Raw genomic sequence first — 16,532 nt, 5'->3', positions numbered from 1 at the left:
CGCACGACTACAGCAGCCGCACGACTACAGCAGCCGCACGACTACAGCAGCCGCACGACTAGAGCAGGCGCTTAACCCACTTCATCTTTTCCTCGGTGTACGGGGGGTACCGCAGCGCCGGGTCAACGAAGGTGGGCTTGTCCAGCACGCTCTTCTTGTGGCTGAAGCAGTCGAACGTGCCCTTGCCGTGATAGGCGCCCATCCCGCTCGCCCCGACGCCACCGAAGGGCAGGTCCGGGGGAAGCATGTGACTGATCACGTCGTTGATGCACACGCCGCCGGAGCTGGTGCGCTCGACGACGCGTTCCGCGACCTGCTTGTCCCGTGTGAAGACATACAGCGCAAGGGGCTTCGGGCGTTGGTTCACGAAGCGGATCGCCTGGTCCAGGTTCGCGACCTTGAGCACTGGGAGGATCGGACCAAAGATCTCGTCGGCCATCACCGGCTCGTCGCCGGTAATTCCCCGGAGAACTGTGGGTCCGATGTAACACTGCTCGGCATCGGTGTCGCCGCCGACCACCGTCTCACCGCTCTCGAGCAGCTTGCTCAAGCGATCGAAGTGGCGTCGGTTGATGATGCGAGCGTAGTCGTCGCTCTGCTTCGGGTCATCTCCGTAAAACTCTTTGATCACGCCCTTCATGGCGTCGAGGAGCGGCTTCTCGAGGGACTCGTGCACGAGAATGTAGTCGGGAGCCACGCAGGTCTGGCCTGCGTTGAAGAAGCGACCCCAAACGATGCGCCTCGCAGCCGTTTCCAGATCCACGTCTTGGTCTACGATGCACGGGCTCTTGCCACCGAGTTCCAAGGTGACCGGGGTTAGGTGCTTCGAAGCGGCCGCCATCACGATCTTCCCGACAGCGCCGCCTCCCGTGTAGAAGATATGGTCCCAGCGCTGGTCGAGGAGCAGGCTGGTTTCCTTGACGCCGCCCTCCACCACGCGGACACAGTCGCGGTCGAAGTACTTCTCCAGCAGGCGCTTCTGCAGAGCGCTGGATGCCGGAGCCAACTCGCTCGGCTTGATCACCGCGCAATTCCCTGCGGCAATGGCCCCGATCAACGGCGCGAGGCTGAGCTGAATGGGATAGTTCCAGGCGCCGATGATCAGCACCACACCCAAGGGCTCGGACACGATGCGCGCCTTGGCTGGCTGAACTGCCATGCTCGCGCCGACCCGCTTCGGCTTCATCCACGACTTCAGCTTCTTGATCGTATGTCCGAGCTCCGCCTTCAGGAACTGCGGCTCCGCTGACCAACCTTCGAAGTAGGGCTTGCGTAAGTCCTGCTTCAACGCCTCGATCATGGCGTCCTCGTTCTCCTCCACCATGCGCATGAACTGGCGCAGCTGTTGGATGCGCCACTCGTACGAGCGAGTCGCCCCGGACTCGAACGAGGCACGAAGGGTCTCGCACACGGCGAGGATTTCAGCGTCCGGGGTGCCCTCGGCGGACTTAACGGAAGCGTCGCTTGAAAAGGTGGTGGCTTGCGTCATGACCGGCGGATCATAGTGTGCTTGGGCCAACGCGACAGCCCTGCACAAGCGAGCACCGCAAAAAGCGCGGATAATCATGTCACTAGGCGCTGAACTGAAACGCCAGACGACCCCTGGCATCAGCCCGCTGCGCCAAACTCCAGAGGTCGCTTCGGCTCGGGTTGATCTACAGTCTCTCCGTTCTTTGCACGCCAGGCCAACGTGAACGAAGTCAGCTGCAAGACTCTTCAACTATGCTTCGCGGCCGCGGAGCATTTCGACCGCCCTGTCGCGCAGCTGGTCGAAGGGCTCGACATCGACCCCAAGTCCATCGATCAGCGCGGAGCGCGCATGAGCTGGTCGAGCTTTGCCGCCCTGTGTGAGCGCCTGAACACCAGCCTTGGAGGACACCAAGCGCTGCTCGAACTAGGAGAGGTCGCGCTACTCGATCCGGAGGTGGCTCGTCTCCGCGCGGTAGCAGGGTACTTCGGGAGCGCGCGGGCGGTCTACTGGGCAGCCTGCAGCTGGTACGGCCCGTCGCTCTTCAGGAACCTGAAGTTTTCCTACGAGGAGCAAGACGAGCGCGAGCTGATCGTGCGCTTGGAAATTCCAGAGGGTGACGAGGACTGCCAGGCGTTCTTTCATTTGGTGGCGGGAGCGCTGAGGGTACTGCCGGACTATCTCGGACAGCCGCATGCAGAGGTCACGGCGGACCTCTCCCCCAGGAAAGCCAACTTCCGCGTGCTGGTGCCTCCACCACTGACGTTGGGAAGTCGCTTGAAGCGGTGGTCGAAGGCGCTGGTAGGCGGCAAGACCGCGGTCGAGGAGTTGGCGCTACAAGAAGACCTGCTCAGGGACCGCGAAGTGGAGCTTGCGAAGAGCGAGCGAAACCTATTCACCACCCTCGACGCACTTCCGCACGGTATTATCATTCACTACGCGGGAGAGGTACACTACGCGAACAAGTGGTTCTGGGAGAGCCTCGGTGGCCTAGGAAGCAAAACGGGCCTGCAGCTGCTCGACCTGGTGCATCCCGACGATCTGGCGCGCGCGACCCGCCTGATTGCTCGGGCGCCGGAGAGCGCCGGGCCGTCGAGTGCTGAGGTGCGTTGCCTCATGCCAGATGGTGGGGAGTGCGTGTTCGAGCTCGTCGTCGGGCAGCCTGTGAGTTTGCAGAACAAAGAGTACGCTCTGCTGGTTGCGCGCGAAGTGTCCAGCCAGCGTCGCCTACAGACTCGCTTGGCGCAAATGGACCGCCTGGCGTCCCTTGGCACGCTCGCAGCAGGCGTCGCCCACGAAATCAACAACCCGGTCACCTACGTACTCGGCAACCTGTACATGGCTGAGCGGGCACTGAAAAGCGACAGCCATTCCCGCGAGGATCTAGGGAAGTTGCTCGCGACGGCTTCGGAGGGCGTCGAACGCATCAGCGAGATCGTGAGCGACCTGAAGACCTTTGCGCGACCCGACGAGCGAGAACTGGGCGGCGTTGACGTCGCTCGGGTGCTGCAGAGCGTGGTCGGGCTCGCGCGCACGGACATCAAACGCAAAGCGCAGCTCATCCTGCATTTGGAGCCCGTGCCTCCCGTGGTCGCCAGCCGCGCCCGGCTGGCTCAGCTGTTTCTGAACCTGCTGGTGAACGCAGTTCAAGCGCTCCCGGAGCGCGAGCCAAGAGCTAGTCGTATCACCATCACGACCCGTGTCGCGGGGCCCTGGGTCAGCATCGAGATCAGCGACAATGGCGTAGGCATCGACCCCGAGTCGCGAGAACGTGTGTTCGAGCCGTTCTACACGACGAAGCCCGCAGGCGTAGGCACTGGACTCGGGCTGTCGATCTGCCACGGCATCGTGGAGAGCCTGGAGGGCCGTATCGTCGTCGAGAGCGACGTGGGGATAGGAACCACGTTTCGCGTTCTGTTACCCCACGGAGACGATAGCCTCCAGGTGCAGACACAACCTCCCAAGTCGAGCGCGCAGTCGATTGCCGTCGTCGCGGATGACGACGTCGTTGAGGTCATCAAGAGCGCGCTGGAGGATTATGCGGTGTTCGGCCGCACACTCGCTGCGCTCGAGCCCAGCGCAGCGCAGCTCTGGGTCGTGGATTTGACCCGATCAGTCCCCGAAATCGCGCAACTCGAACTCGCCAAGATCGCCAGCGCAGGGCGGCCGGTGCTGTTGCTGGTTGACGCTGAAAGCAAGCCCGTGGCGGAGTTAAACAAGAGCAGCGCAGAGAAGCTCTACAAGCCCTTCCGCTTCAGGGAGCTCCGCGCGTTGGTGGCGCGGCAGCTGCACGGCACCGAAGGGCTCAGCTGAGCTGCTCGGGCAGCCGGGGCGGCTCGACCGCGAGCGTGTCGAACAGGATGTCGATGTAGCCAGGCTCCGGCACCTTGCCTTCAATGCGCTCGACGATCATCCGGCTGAGCGACTGCACCTCCACGTCGCCGCGGGTCTTCACGTGCAGCGTCAGGTGCGGTTCGATATCGCGCTCGGCGTTGAACGTCTGCTGGAGCGCGTAGCTCTCGATAGAACCCGACTCGGCAACCAGGGCGTCGAGTGCCTGAGTCAGATCACGCGGTGGCGGACCGTCCAGCTCCGCGACCAACGTCTGCTCATCCTCGAGCTCTGGGATGTCGCGCACGTAGTTGACCAGGGGCAGCGCGGTGTTCTGCGCGAGGCTGGCAACTTCCGCGCGGCTCAGCAGTAACTCCGTGTCGTCCAAGGGATTGAACACCAACCCAACGACGCGCTCCTCGTCGATCACCTGGAGCGCCATATCGAGCGCGGTCAGCGCGGGCACGGAACAGAACTCCAGACCGCCTTCTCCAGTGGTCCACCCCAGCTCGTCTTGGACCACCTCGAGCATCTCGGTCTCAGAGAAGAGCGCGGCGTATTGGTCTCCGTCCTCGTCTTGCAGCAGGTGGGGGATCAACGTGAGGCCGTCCGACATCTCGACCGCCTCACCCAGCGGGACGCCATCCATCGGCACCTGGAGCGGGACATAGAGTTCCGCACTCTGTAGGAGATCAAGGAGACGTTGGACGTCACGGCGCAGTCCGCGATGCGCCGCCGCAACCGCCTCCGTCACCTGGTGTCCTTCGATACGTACGGGCGTTTCCGATTCGTCTGTCATGTGAGCTTCTCTGCCTCGGCGGAGCCGCCTGCTGGGCAGTCGGGTAGGCGAGGGTCGGCTCTCGAACCACATCTTCGGCGGCGGGTCCAGGACTGTTTGAGCGCCCGGCCGGAGCCCCCTAGGTGCGACGTCAGTTACGCGGCAACACAAGGCAAGTGCCGCTCGGGGTCAGCTGACGCAGCAGAGACTAGCAACTGAACTGCCGCGAACGCATGGCCGGCTGCGCGCGAGACGCGCTCGGTAACGACGGACTGGAATATCCATACGTGAACGAGGTCGCTAGCTCACGTTAGCGTCGAGCTCAGGCGTGCACCGGCTCGAACTCACGACCTCGGCCGTCAGTACGAAACGTCAGACACGGGTTCAGATCCCGCGCATCGACACACATCGAGTCACCCCGGTCAGCACAAGGAGTAAGAATTCGCCCATGCAAATGCCAAACTTGGCAAGCGCATCAGGCATCCGAGTGTAAGGATGCGGGTCACGTCGAGTCGGAGAGCGCGCATCAAGCGCCGAGTCCCCAACCCGACCCCCAAACGAATCCCCCAAAAAGGACCGCGCGGCACGCTGCCTCAGCAGTGAGCGGCGCGGCAGGAACCGTTTCGACTCGGGACATTTTCCACGCTGACATATAGCGCAGCCCGATCGAAGGCTCCCAAGCCAAACAATCCCCCATGCAAACTCACCAGTTGGTTGCGATACAGAATCAGCCAGCCGTGGCGCGCAAGGTGAAGCGCTACCTGAAACACTTCGCTGCTGCAGGCGTGCTCGTCGGCTTCGTCGGCTTCCTACCTGACACCGCCTACGCTTGAGGCCTCGGAGCACCCGTCGGTCCGACGGGATGTGAAGGGCGTTCCAATCCGGAGGTAGCTCCATGGTCTGTGGGCCTGAGCTATGGCTATTTCGTTGCGGATTTACGCTTCGACGGTGAAGCCGACTACACGCTGTCGCAGCACACGCTCGCCGCGTCGTTCGGACGCCAGCTAGGTGATGCTTTCAGCCTCAACCTTTCGGCAGGCGCCATTCTGGACGGCGAGCTGGAAGGCGAAAACAGCACACATGACGTTGCTCCTGGCTGGCTGGTCGGTGCCCAGCTGTCACGGCGCTGGATCGGTGGAAACACACGAACGCCCGCTCCATTCCTGATGACGAGCCTCAGCTTGGGTTTTTCAATGACGAAAACCGAGCGCTCTGATGTGACTCAACCGGCGGCGGATTCCGTCACTCTCACCGCAAGCGATCTGCGTCTTGGAGTGATGTTCGGAATTAGCATGTGGGATGGCTTCGCACCCTACGTCGCGGCACGAGCGTTCCTCGGACCGGTCAACTGGACGAGAGCGGGAGAGAGCAGCGTTGGTAGCGATCGCCATCACTACACCCTCGGCGGTGGGCTCTCTTGGAGCGTAACCGGTACCGGCGGAATCAGTCTGTTAGTGGACGGGTCTTTCCTAGGGGAAAGGAGCGTGTCCGGCGGCACCAGTATATCTTTCTAGAGCGACTAGAGAGCGCGAGACGTTAGTCGTTTGTTGGCGAGCGACCTTTACGCAGCGCCGACAAAAGCGTAAAGGAAGCTAGCCCACTGTTGAGCGCGCTCGCTCCACCAGAGCCGCGCGACACCACAAGCAAACGACACGCACACAGCTCGCATCTCGAGCTGTACGGAAGCGAGCGACTCGCATGTTGCGCGAGTCGATATCCGCAGCGCACGAAGTTCAGCAACGCTCCCGGTCGGGGCGTGGTGAACACAGCACGCACCTGATCGAATCAACGGCGCCGCCGGATGAACACGGAGCGCCAAGCTGTAACCTACGGGGAACAACTCAGAAGCTGAGTGGTTCTCTGTCTCTTCGAAGCAACCTCTCCTCGAAGCAACCAGTCTCGAAGCATCCCTCGTAGCCGCGGGGATGCACCCAAGGATGGAACGGTTGCCGCAACTCAGACGTAACACAGTCGATCTTTCGGTTGCGAAAGCGACCGACCTATCCCCACCCATTGTCGTCCCTCGTCGCGTCTGCCCAGACGCGAGCTAACAGGAACCGCGATTCCACGGAGAAAGCCTCCCCCAGACGGCAACTCACCACGGAATCATCAGCACACAGGAATAGAGCGCAGCCATGCCCGCAAAGAAGAAGACCTCGAACAAGTCCACCCCGAAGAGCGTGTCCACCAGCGCGGCGAAAACCAACGGAAACGGCGCCAAGGCCGCTGCCAAGAACGGCAACGGAAACGGCAAGGCAAAGGTGCGCTGGCCCGACGCCGCAGTGAGCGACAACGCCCCGCCGCTGTCTGCAGAAGACGCGTATGAAATCGGCCGTATGATCTCCGAGCGGTATCAGGGTGAGCTCAGCTTGCGTGAGATTGGCGAGCAGGAGCAGCTCCGTCTAAGCCCCGGTGCCCTGCATCGTTGCCTCGCGGTCTTCCGCGTCTGCAACAACCTGAACACGAAGCCCAACTGGCAGCACCTCGGTTTCAGCCACCTCAACCGGCTTGATGCGCTGACCGCCGCCCAGCAAAAGAAGCTGGCCGGTCAGGCTGAGAAGCAGCGTTGGTCGGTGGACCGCATCGAGCGTGAAGTGACGCGACTGCGCCAGACCAGCAAGAAAATCCAGCGTCGCGGTCGGCCCGCGTTGCCGCGCTTCGCCAAGGCAGCGCACCAACTGCGCCGTTTCACGGACGGCCGTGACGACTTGCTGGGCGATCTCGACGCAGCGACCTCCCTCGAGCGCGATCGCTTGAAGGATCTGCAGACGCAGGTGATCCAGGTGAAGGGCCAGCTCGACAAGCTCGACCAAGCGCTCAAGCGTGCGATGAAGGCCTGAACTCAGTCAGCCAAGCAGGATGTTGATTGGCAGGTGTTTTTCAACACCTGCTAGCGAGTGACACCCCGGACCGAATGGTTCGGGGTGTTTTGCGTTCAGAGGAGCGCAGCTGGGACAGAACCGGTAGGCGAGCGGCGGCCGCAGTGCTTTGCGCAGGTGTTACGACATCAGAACACGCTAACCGGTACTAGCCGCCGAAGTTGAACGTGCCCATCAACATGAAACGATACGGCAGCGCGTTGTCGTCCTTGCCGGAGTCGCCGCACGTCTCCCCGCCGCCGTTTATCTCCTCACAGTGGGTGCTGGAGGTCTGGAGGTACGCCAGCGCCTGGGGGCCCAGGCGGAAAACATCACCTAGCTCGAAATCGAAGCCAATTCCGAGGGGAAAAACGACGCCAGAGTTGGAGACGCGGTACTTCGCGCCGCTCTCAGCGGTTGCCTCGCCCGTCACCACTCCCGCCCCGAGACCGAACTGGAGGTAGCCCTGGTACGAGCCGAGCTTCGCTAGCCAGTACCACCGCGCGAGCAACGCGAAGTACGTCGAGGAGAACTTGACGTCCGTAGCCGGGTCTTCGAGCTGCCCTTGCCATTCGTCGCGCACGCCGAATTGCCACCCCGCCAGTTCCGCCCCAAGCGCCCAGCTCTTGCTGACCCGCCAGGCGCCACCCAGGGCGAACGCTCCCCCTGTTTCCACGGGACAATCCGAGGTCGGCTTCTTGTCGTCGCAAACGGCATTGCCCGCGCCGATCCCCAGCCACAGCTCAACCGGAGGCGCCTCACGCTCCTCCGCAGTTACAGGATGCGCTTCTGGCGCACTCTCGGCTGGCGCCATCGGACCAGCCGAAGAAGCATTCGCCGCAGGGGGTGAGGGAGATGCAGGTGCAGGCGTGGGCTGCCCTGTCACCTCCGCGGCGCTCGCGTGCGTTTCCATAGACAAAAGCAGCCCTAAGCCCGCGACCACCAAGACTACACCGTTACCCCGCCACCCACAGTTTGCCTGAGCCATATGCTGCTGCTCACGTTAGCAACCCGCGTGCCGAGACCAACAGCACGTTCGCAGGGCCAGATGACGTGAATTTCTGCATGGAGACTCCGCTCTCGCTGGCCCCTCCAAGGTTCCACCTTCGAGCGCGTTCTCAAGCAAAAACGCAGCATGGGGCGAAGCGCGCTACGCAGAGCCGCGCGGCGCGATGACGGATCGGTCACGGATTGTTCGGCGAGCAAGCGTGAACAATCATCAACACCAAACGGCGGAACCAGCGCGCGATTCGCAGGCTGAATGGAGCTCGACAGGGATGCGGCTTGTCTCGACTGCGCAAAGCGGCTAGCCGCGCAGGATGGTGATGCGCGCCAACCAAGAACTCGAACGACCAGACCTGGTGAAGCTAGGTTCCGATCGCCTGTCGCCCCTCGAGAAGGCCCAGATCCGCTTCATCCGCCACACCTTCGAGAGCGAGCCGTTGGACCGCGCCGTGCGAATCTGCCAGCGCTTCGTGGGGTCTCGCTGGATCACCTACTGTACAGATCGACTCACCCACCTGCATGGGATCGATCGGGTACCCCGCTTGGCTCCCCACGAGAGCGTGATCTGCGTCGCCAACCATCGCTCGTTCTTCGACCTCTACATCGTGACCGCGAACCTGGTGCGCCAAGGACTCGAGCAGCGCATCATCTTCCCGGTGCGCTCGGAGTTCTTCTACGACAAGCCCCTTGGCTTCGTCGTGAACGGCGCGATGAGCTTTTTCGCGATGTACCCACCCATCTTCCGCGAGCGGTCTCGCGCCGCACTGAACTTGGCGAGCCTCGACGAACTGGCATACCGCCTGAGCCGCGGCGGAACCTTCGTGGGCATTCACCCGGAAGGCACACGCAAGAAAGACGACGACCCGTATACCTTCCTGCCCGCCCAGAGCGGCGTCGGCCGCGTGATCCACAAGGCGAAGGTCAGAGTGCTGCCGGTGTTCATCAACGGCCTGATCAACGACATCGCGCTTCAGGTGAAGAGCAACTTCGATGGAACTGGTGCTCCGATCAATATCGTCTTTGGAGAGCCGCTGGACGTGGACGACCTACTGGCGAAACCCGGCTCCCCCAAGACCTACAAGGCGATCGCCGAGCGCTGTCTCGAAGCCATTGGATCGCTCGGACAAGAAGAAAAAGCGATTCGCGCGCAGCTCCATTGAACGGCGATAGCCACCGTGAGCAGCGCGCTCAGGTGGCTATTCCGGGAGGATTCACTGCTGCCTCAGTTCAGCGCAGGCTCATTCGTCGTCGAAGAACAGTGGGTCGCGTTCCCTCAGGAAGTCCGCGATCGCCTGATCGGCGCCTGGTGCGAGCTCGAGGAACCGGATCCCCATGCCGGGAGGCACGTTCGAGCGCTCAGAGTACTCCCTGACCCAGCGCACCTCACCCACGCCCTGAATCGGACGCCCATCGGGGAGGTTGATGTTGATCTCGAAGCGCTCGCCAACGGGACGCAAGTTGTGCGTCGCCACGAAGATCCCACCGGCCGAGAGGTTCTCGACGAAGCCAGCGTAGAAGTTGTGGTCCGAGCCAAAGTGCACATCGAGGTCGACGGAAAAGCGGGTGTGCGCTCGTCGTCCGTCGCTGCCGGGCTGCAGGCTGTGTCGCCGGATGGTCGCTTCGGCGCGTGGCTCTTCTTGTGTGGTTACTGGATCCATAATGGGTCGCCTCCCTTGGTCTTGATTACGGTTCGGTAGTGGCTGGGCTTGAGCCGATTCCCGCCGGTCGATGGAGGAGCCACGACTTCGAGGAATGCACCGACGTGCGGCACCGGCTCGCGTCCAACAACCTGAACGACACCATCCCGAGATCCTCCAACCCAAGTCAGTTGATTGGGGAGTTCGTCACACACAGCGCCGTTGCAGTCGCGAGTGGCCAACTGTAGGTCCGTATACAACACCCCCCCGACCCAACGTGCGCTCGCGTGGGTCACCTCGAGGTACGCCAGAGGACCTCTCAGAGGCTGCGCCCCATCGCTGGCGAGCGCCGCCTGCGAGCCACCTAGAACGAGCCACAATGAGGTGTAAGGCAGCACCCAAACCAAGCTCCGCTTGCGCCGTCGGAGGGCCATGAGGCCAAACAACCCAAGAACCAAGAGGTAGTTCCCTACGGCAATATTTCGATCGCCCGCGGCGACTCGCGCGCTGCATCCTGGCTCTGCGTCGGGTAGCGGGGTGCTGTACAGCGTCTCGAGCTGGGTCTCGTCCGCCGTCTTGAGGTTGCGCGACGCCACGCTCCAGGGCGAGGCGTAGGGATACATCACCGCGTCTGGGTGCTCTAAGTCTTCTTCCAACCCAAGCACATGCCCCAACTCGTGCTGTAGGACTCCCTCGAAATCGTAGGCGGGAGCACCACCGTCCCGCTCGCAGCTCGCGACATCTACCAGCCGATGCCGACCGTTGAAGATGATGTCCGCGTCCAGTAGCTCCAACGTGTCGGAGTCGTAAGTCAGCAGCGTGATGGCGAGCGCTTCCCCGACGAGCTGGCTGCCCTCTGGAGCAAAGCTGATGCTGTTGGTTGGCCCTCGAGGGTCGTAACCTGGCCCCGTTTCACGACGGGCAGCGCTGACCTCTAGCTCCGGAGCGCCGTCCACTACAGACCAGCGGGCGGCGGCTCTGCGCACCACCTCTTCCGCGCGACTCACGGCCTGACCCAGGCTAGGTTCGACCTCGACGCTGACGCGAGACCCGCGCCAGCGGGTGCCCGCCTCCGCCTCTGGGGCACACAGGCCTAGTCCCAATAAACAAAGCGCTGCTAGCCGGCGTCTCACGCCAGGGGAGAACGGCGAGGCGCGCCAACCCTTGAACCGAGCGCCCTACGCCCGGCGCTTCAGGACTCGAAACGAACCCGGGGCTCAGAGCCAGGGATTGACGCTCAGCTCGGCGTGCCGATCTCTAAGGCCGCTAAGGACGCGCAGCATCAAGTAGATCGGAACCAGCACCGCGAAGCCGAATAGCACGTAGGAGAGCCCGCCCTGCACCACCCGGAACACCGGGCTCTTCAGCGCGTTCATCCACCCAAGGGTCGCGCCAAGTCCCAGCAGCGCGGCTGGCACGAACCACTTCCAGACGACGCCGATCAGCTGATCCACACGGATACGTGGCAGCGCCCAGCGAACCCACAGCACAGCGAGGGTAAGCCCCCAGGCCTTCAGATTGAAGACCAAAGCCGAGAGCAACCCGAGGCTGGGGGTGGACATCACGAGGCCGCGGCTCACTCCAGGCAACTGCCAGCCTCCCAAGAACAGCGCAGCCCCAAGCCCGCTCATCACGAACACATGTCCCCACTCGGCGAAGAACATCAGGTAGCGGGTCTTCACCGAACGAAACCTCAAGGCCACGCCAGATGCCGTGCCGCGCTTAGACTCTTGCCTCGACAACGGGCTCGCTAGCTCCCAATCCGCCTCAGGTAGCTCCGCGTGGGCCCGGCTCCCTTCCGAGAGTGCCGGGACGAAGAACAGCAAGAACATCACGAAGGTGATTGGATTCTCGAAGACGTACCATTCCCAAGGCTTGCCGCCTTGCGCTGCGACTATGTCTCCAATCCTCACGGAACCGGACATGAGCACCACGACGAGGATCGAGAAGAGCGGCGGAATCTCGTAGCTCAGGGTCTGGAGCGCGGCACCTAACCCCCCAAAAAGCGACCAGCGTCCACGTGGCCGCCAACCACCGAGCATCAAGCCGGTGCACACGAGCGCGGTGACGGTGCCCAGGAAGAGCGCGCCAAGATCCAACTCGGGTTCGAGCAGCGGGTGCCCGAAGCAAATCACCGTGAACATGGCGCTGGTGCCTAGGAAGAGCAGGTACGGCACGACCCGCAACGCCGCGTGGCTGTTCGCCCCAGGCAGCACATCCTCACGGAACACTCCAGCGACTGAACCGCGGACCCAATCCAGCAAGCCCACCCGACGTGCGTCTCTGCCGAGCGCACGGCTGCGCTGCACCACCCGCCGTTCGAACCAGCCGATCACTGACGCCACTGGCAGCAAGAACGCCAGCAACGCAACGCACACCACGCCAACGACGACCCCCGCCCACAGCAAGTCTTCTGGCGGAGTATCGCGGAAGCCCTGCACATCGACCCCACGGCGAAGCGTCTCCTTGAGCTTGCCGCGCACGATCTCGAGTTCCGCGGTTTGCGAGCGCCCAGATGGCACGAAGTCAGAGATGTCTGCGAGGCGCAGGCCATCAAGCGCAACCAAGCGGTCGCCGGCCTTCACCCCAGCCGTTTCCGCGCGGCTATTTGCAGCAACGGTCTTCACGAGCAAACCCGCGCCGGGCCCCTTGGGCTCGAACTCGAGTCCCAATAGGGCGGCGGCACGTTGGCCTTCCGCCTCGAGTTCATGCGTGACCGAGACGGGCACGTCAGAGGGAAAAAAGTCGATCTGAACGCCTTCGATGCTCCCCGTGACCGGGGGTGCGCCAGACGTACGGGGGGCAAACGCGGCGGTCACCCGACCGCGGAACGTGGTGTGGGCGCCTGATGCCCCACGCCGCGCGAACTCCGCGAGGGTGACATCGTCGAGCACGACCGCGATGCGATTACGTGAGCTGCTGCTGGCAGCGATCACGATCTCGACGTCCTCCTGGGCGACTTCGCCGGGCCGGTGAAGGGAGCCTTCGAACGAGATCGTGGCCGGTTTGCCCTCCGGAAAATTTGTTCCGACGACCTCGAGCTCATCACCGCTCGAGAGCTCGCGAGGCCCAGCACCGATGACGTTGAGCAAGCTCGGTCGCTCACCCTGCCCGCTGCATCCACACACCACGGCGAGCAAGCCGAGCAGGCTCAGCAGCAGCGCCAGCAGTGGGGTTCGGGGCATCTCCGTCGGTATACCGAGCTGCTCCCAGGTGGGCGAAAAAACGCCGAAACTCGCGCACGAATGAGCAACGTTGGGCTGACGTGGAAGCGAGTCAGCAACGCCTCGGCGAGGCAGCGCGGCGCGCAGGACTCGCGCGCGTCGGAGGACCGCCCGTTTCTTGGCCCGCAGCTCTGGCTTCCGCCACACCCGACGGCATGCGCGAGACAAGCCCCGAGAGTGAATCGCAAGCCACCTGGAGAGACCTGCTGCGCGCGATCCGCGGCCGCCAAACCGAGCTGATGCGGCAACGCCCATGGCGCGACTCGGGACTCGTGCCGAACCCTAGCGGTCGGGAGCAGCAGCTCGCAGACGCGGAGGCGCGCCTTGGACGCACCCTGCCGCCCAGCTACCGCGCGTTCCTGGCGAGCCACGACGGCTGGCCGCGCTTCTACGAGGGCGCGGGGCTGCTCGGTGCGAAGGACCTCGGTAAGGAGAAGCACCTGGATCTGGTGACTCAGACCTTCGAGAGCTGCTTCCCACCGAGTGAGGACCCGGCGCGCGCGGAGACCTCGCAGAAGCCCCACTTGCTTCCGTTCGGTATCGATGCTGCCGGAACGACGCTGTTTGCCTTCGACCTGGACAGCCAGCGTGATGACGGCGAGTACGAAGTCGTCGCTTGGCTTAATGAAGTGGGCGTTCGCCGCTCGGACTTCACGAGCTTCCTGCGCTTGGTCCTCGAACTCTGCGATGCGGAGTACGACGAGCTAAAGCGCGAGCACACCGAATCGAGGCGTGAGCGCGCGTCCACCTCTGACAGCGACTCTTCGGAGCTGCTCGCCATCGCTGCGATCGCCTGATCAATCCGCACAAGCGGCTCGGGTGGACGCAAGTCAGCTTGACGCTATGCGGCACATGCGCTTGTATTGAGCAGGGCCAACAGGCGTATCAGGCGGCCTTGGTGGCCACTGATCACTGCTTAAGCCTACCCTGGGGTACCCGTGTCGGAAGACGTCATTTCTTCGGAGCAGCCGGCTCAGCCTGTTGAAGGCGAGAGCGCGGACCGGCGCATCATCAAGCGCTACTCCAACCGCAAGCTCTACGACACCAAAGACAGTCGCTACGTCACCCTCTTGCAGATCGCGGACATGGTGCGCGCAGGCGAGGACGTGCAGATCATCGACAACGCGACGAAGGAAGACAAAACCGACGTCACGCTCGCGCTGATCATCTCTGAAGAGCTGAAAGCGAAGCCGCGCGGCATCCCGCTCACGACGCTGAAGGCGCTGATCCGCAACCGCGGAGAGAAGCTGCTCACGACGCTGAGGGAGGGCCCCATCGGGCGTCTGATGCCCAAGGAGCAGGTTCCCGCGACCCCTGCCGAGCCGGCGCAGATTGTGGTGGAGCAAGTCCCAGCCGAACCAGAGGCCGGCTTGGAAGACAAGGAAGACGACGTGAGCGACAGCAAAGACGCCAAGGGGCTAACGCGAGTGATCCAGACGTCGCGCGCCACGCTGGAGCAGTGGCAGGCGGCGATCGACGAGCGTATCAACACGGTTTTGCCCGACTTTTCGCCGCTCAAGGATTTGAAGAGCCAGCTTTCCAAGCTCAACGAACGCCTGGATAAAATCGAAGCGCGCCTAGACTCGATCGACAACAAGCCTCAGGAATAACTGGGCGGCGCCCCGGGTTGCCGCTCAGTACCCGATGGCACAAGTCACATCCACGCGCGGCGCGCTTTCTGCGGCGGAATTCGAAGAGGAGGCGATCAGCCACCTCAAGTCGATGTACGCCGTGGCAACGCGCCTCACCCGTAGTCGGACCGAGGCTGAAGACCTGGTCCAAGACACCTTCGTGAAGGCGATGCGAGCTCGGCACCAGTTCGAGCCCGGCACCAACATGAAGGCCTGGCTGCTGCGCATCCAGACCAACACCTTCATCAATCGCTACCGCCGAGGTGGGCTGGAGCGCGCGGTCCTCGACGGACCTGACGCCGATCCCCTCAGCGATGGTTGGATCAGCGCCGCCAGCCTACGCGGGATGCGTGACCCTGAAGGGACCGCGCTGCGTCCGGTGCTCGAAGCGGAAATCCGCCGCGCCGTCGAGGGCCTACCGGAAGAGTTCCGGCTGGCCGTCGTGCTCGCGGACGTGGAGGGACTCGGTTACAAGGAGATTGCCGACGTCATGGGCTGTCCGATTGGAACCGTTATGAGCCGCCTGCACCGTGGCCGCCGCCTGTTGAAGGCTGAGCTGCTCGAGCAGGCGCGCGAGATGGGCATCGTTGGACCTGAAGAGCAGATCGGCTCCAAGCAAAAGAAGGCGAGCGAACCCGTGAACCTAGACGCTTACCGTGAGCGGAAGCGAGGTGTGGGATGAGCAACGCCGCACGTCGTATCGAACCCCTCGTCGACCCCTACATCGACGGCGAGCTGCCACCTGAGAAGATGGTCGAAGTCGAGCAGCTGATGCTCGATTCCGAGGACTGCCACGAGCAAGTCCTGTTCGCTCAGGCGCTCAAGGAAAGCATGCGCCAAACCCTGGCGGATGAAGAGCCCAGCGCGGCCTTCGAGGCTCGCCTGCGGGGAGCACTCCGCGCGGAAAGGGATCGTGAAGAGGCGCTGGAAGGGCACGGTCATGGCCGCGCTCTGCCTTGGAAGTACATCCTGCCCATCGCGGCTGCCGCAGGCTTCACCCTGGTGCTCGGCGCAAGTGGAGATCATCCCCAGACCAAGCCGAGCAGCAGCGCCCAGGCGAACGTGATGTCCAGTCAACCAACGCCGATCACCGTCGACGCCTTGGTGGATGAGCTAGTGAGCCATCACGCGGCTCCTCCGCCGGAGCCGGAAGTGGTCGAGCCTCGCCTGGTCGAGTCGTTCGAGCCTCAGGTCGGTGTGCCGGTTCACGTGCCTCAGGGCCTGCAAGACTACGGCGCTCAGTGGCTCGGCGGCAGCGTCGTTCCCGTACGGAACCAGAAGGCGGCTTCTTTCCGCTACCGTCTGGGTGGTCACCGGGTCACGGTCTACGTCTACGACTCCGAGCGAGTCCCCGTGCGCTACATCTTCAAGCCCAAGGTCGTGCGCAACACGGCCGTCTATATGGGTTCCCGTCGGGGCTACACCATCGCCGCCGTGGAGCGTCGAGGAGTGGGCTACGCGGTCGCGACGGATCTGGATGAGCCGGAGAGCGCCGAGCTAGTCGTCGCCTCCATGCGCTGACACGGGGCGCGCAACACCAGCCATCGAACGCAAATACGGGAGGTCCGAATGGGCCTCCCGTTTTGGTTTTTGCGAGCGT

Annotated in this window: 15 protein-coding genes; 9 read left to right on the top strand and 6 right to left on the bottom strand. The window is 63.2% G+C overall.

What is annotated here, in order from left to right; translation table 11 throughout:
- Window positions 1-58: 58 nt before the first annotated feature.
- Entirely contained in the window at window positions 59-1,489 is a 1,431-nt protein-coding gene (locus tag H6718_10885; protein ID MCB9585893.1) for an aldehyde dehydrogenase family protein, read from the bottom strand.
- A gap of 201 nt (window positions 1,490-1,690) precedes the next feature.
- Between H6718_10885 and H6718_10880 the strand changes: the two genes are divergently transcribed.
- A complete protein-coding gene (locus H6718_10880; GenBank protein MCB9585892.1) occupies window positions 1,691-3,781 on the top strand; it encodes a hypothetical protein in 2,091 nt (696 codons plus the stop codon).
- On the opposite strand, the gene H6718_10875 is transcribed toward H6718_10880, so the two are convergent.
- Window positions 3,774-4,598 carry an SseB family protein gene (locus H6718_10875; GenBank protein ID MCB9585891.1) on the bottom strand — a complete coding sequence of 275 codons (825 nt, stop codon included), beginning with the start codon at window positions 4,596-4,598 and terminating at the stop codon, window positions 3,774-3,776. The genes H6718_10880 and H6718_10875 overlap by 8 nt on opposite strands.
- A 674-nt stretch (window positions 4,599-5,272) precedes the next feature.
- Here H6718_10875 and H6718_10870 point away from each other — a divergent pair.
- From H6718_10870 to H6718_10860, 3 genes are all read left to right on the top strand, one after another.
- On the top strand, window positions 5,273-5,410 hold the full coding sequence (locus H6718_10870) for a hypothetical protein (protein ID MCB9585890.1): 138 nt from the start codon (window positions 5,273-5,275) through the stop codon (window positions 5,408-5,410).
- Between the two features lie 69 nt (window positions 5,411-5,479).
- On the top strand, window positions 5,480-6,091 hold the full coding sequence (locus H6718_10865; protein ID MCB9585889.1) for a hypothetical protein: 612 nt from the start codon (window positions 5,480-5,482) through the stop codon (window positions 6,089-6,091).
- Between the two features lie 621 nt (window positions 6,092-6,712).
- Window positions 6,713-7,417 (top strand): hypothetical protein, encoded by a 705-nt coding sequence (locus H6718_10860; GenBank protein MCB9585888.1) that lies wholly within the window; start codon window positions 6,713-6,715, stop codon window positions 7,415-7,417.
- Between the two features lie 187 nt (window positions 7,418-7,604).
- On the opposite strand, the gene H6718_10855 is transcribed toward H6718_10860, so the two are convergent.
- Window positions 7,605-8,249, bottom strand: coding sequence for a hypothetical protein (locus tag H6718_10855; GenBank protein ID MCB9585887.1), 645 nt, complete (start codon window positions 8,247-8,249; stop codon window positions 7,605-7,607).
- Between the two features lie 511 nt (window positions 8,250-8,760).
- Here H6718_10855 and H6718_10850 point away from each other — a divergent pair.
- Window positions 8,761-9,600, top strand: a complete 840-nt coding sequence (locus H6718_10850) for a 1-acyl-sn-glycerol-3-phosphate acyltransferase (GenBank protein ID MCB9585886.1) — start codon at window positions 8,761-8,763, stop codon at window positions 9,598-9,600.
- Window positions 9,601-9,678: 78 nt separating this feature from the next.
- Here H6718_10850 and H6718_10845 read toward each other — a convergent pair whose 3' ends face one another.
- The 3 genes from H6718_10845 to H6718_10835 form a co-directional block, all read right to left on the bottom strand.
- Window positions 9,679-10,098, bottom strand: coding sequence for a TIGR02266 family protein (locus H6718_10845; protein MCB9585885.1), 420 nt, complete (start codon window positions 10,096-10,098; stop codon window positions 9,679-9,681).
- Window positions 10,086-11,084 (bottom strand): matrixin family metalloprotease, encoded by a 999-nt coding sequence (locus tag H6718_10840; GenBank protein MCB9585884.1) that lies wholly within the window; start codon window positions 11,082-11,084, stop codon window positions 10,086-10,088. The genes H6718_10845 and H6718_10840 overlap by 13 nt, the downstream gene beginning before the upstream one ends.
- Before the next feature lie 210 nt (window positions 11,085-11,294).
- Entirely contained in the window at window positions 11,295-13,262 is a 1,968-nt protein-coding gene (locus H6718_10835) for an NADH-quinone oxidoreductase subunit H (protein ID MCB9585883.1), read from the bottom strand.
- A 194-nt stretch (window positions 13,263-13,456) separates the two neighbouring features.
- Between H6718_10835 and H6718_10830 the strand changes: the two genes are divergently transcribed.
- The 4 genes from H6718_10830 (at window position 13,457) to H6718_10815 (ending at window position 16,453) form a co-directional block, all read left to right on the top strand.
- Complete coding sequence (locus tag H6718_10830) at window positions 13,457-14,098, top strand: SMI1/KNR4 family protein (GenBank protein ID MCB9585882.1); 642 nt, start codon at window positions 13,457-13,459, stop codon at window positions 14,096-14,098.
- Between the two features lie 141 nt (window positions 14,099-14,239).
- The gene (locus H6718_10825; GenBank protein ID MCB9585881.1) at window positions 14,240-14,911 is read left to right on the top strand and encodes a polyhydroxyalkanoate synthesis regulator DNA-binding domain-containing protein; all 672 of its coding nucleotides are present in this window, start codon (window positions 14,240-14,242) and stop codon (window positions 14,909-14,911) included.
- Window positions 14,912-14,945: 34 nt separating this feature from the next.
- A complete protein-coding gene (locus tag H6718_10820; protein MCB9585880.1) occupies window positions 14,946-15,614 on the top strand; it encodes a sigma-70 family RNA polymerase sigma factor in 669 nt (222 codons plus the stop codon).
- On the top strand, window positions 15,611-16,453 hold the full coding sequence (locus H6718_10815) for a hypothetical protein (protein MCB9585879.1): 843 nt from the start codon (window positions 15,611-15,613) through the stop codon (window positions 16,451-16,453). Before H6718_10820 ends, H6718_10815 begins: the two co-directional genes overlap by 4 nt.
- The last annotated feature ends 79 nt before the right edge of the window (window positions 16,454-16,532 follow it).

The organism is Polyangiaceae bacterium, assembly GCA_020633205.1.
Taxonomy (GTDB): domain Bacteria; phylum Myxococcota_A; class Polyangia; order Polyangiales; family Polyangiaceae; genus JAHBVY01.
This window is presented reverse-complemented; position numbering and strand designations above follow the sequence as displayed.

Bases quoted from the DNA above. Each gene is read 5' to 3' on its own strand.
- H6718_10885 (MCB9585893.1), bottom strand. From the start codon at position 1,489: ATGACGCAAGCCACCACCTTTTCAAGCGACGCTTCCGTTAAGTCCGCC.
- H6718_10875 (MCB9585891.1), bottom strand. From the start codon at position 4,598: ATGACAGACGAATCGGAAACGCCCGTACGTATCGAAGGACACCAGGTG.
- H6718_10870 (MCB9585890.1), top strand. From the start codon at position 5,273: ATGCAAACTCACCAGTTGGTTGCGATACAGAATCAGCCAGCCGTGGCG.
- H6718_10860 (MCB9585888.1), top strand. From the start codon at position 6,713: ATGCCCGCAAAGAAGAAGACCTCGAACAAGTCCACCCCGAAGAGCGTG.
- H6718_10855 (MCB9585887.1), bottom strand. From the start codon at position 8,249: ATGGCGCCAGCCGAGAGTGCGCCAGAAGCGCATCCTGTAACTGCGGAG.
- H6718_10850 (MCB9585886.1), top strand. From the start codon at position 8,761: ATGCGCGCCAACCAAGAACTCGAACGACCAGACCTGGTGAAGCTAGGT.
- H6718_10845 (MCB9585885.1), bottom strand. From the start codon at position 10,098: ATGGATCCAGTAACCACACAAGAAGAGCCACGCGCCGAAGCGACCATC.
- H6718_10835 (MCB9585883.1), bottom strand. From the start codon at position 13,262: ATGCCCCGAACCCCACTGCTGGCGCTGCTGCTGAGCCTGCTCGGCTTG.
- H6718_10830 (MCB9585882.1), top strand. From the start codon at position 13,457: ATGCGCGAGACAAGCCCCGAGAGTGAATCGCAAGCCACCTGGAGAGAC.
- H6718_10820 (MCB9585880.1), top strand. From the start codon at position 14,946: ATGGCACAAGTCACATCCACGCGCGGCGCGCTTTCTGCGGCGGAATTC.
- H6718_10815 (MCB9585879.1), top strand. From the start codon at position 15,611: ATGAGCAACGCCGCACGTCGTATCGAACCCCTCGTCGACCCCTACATC.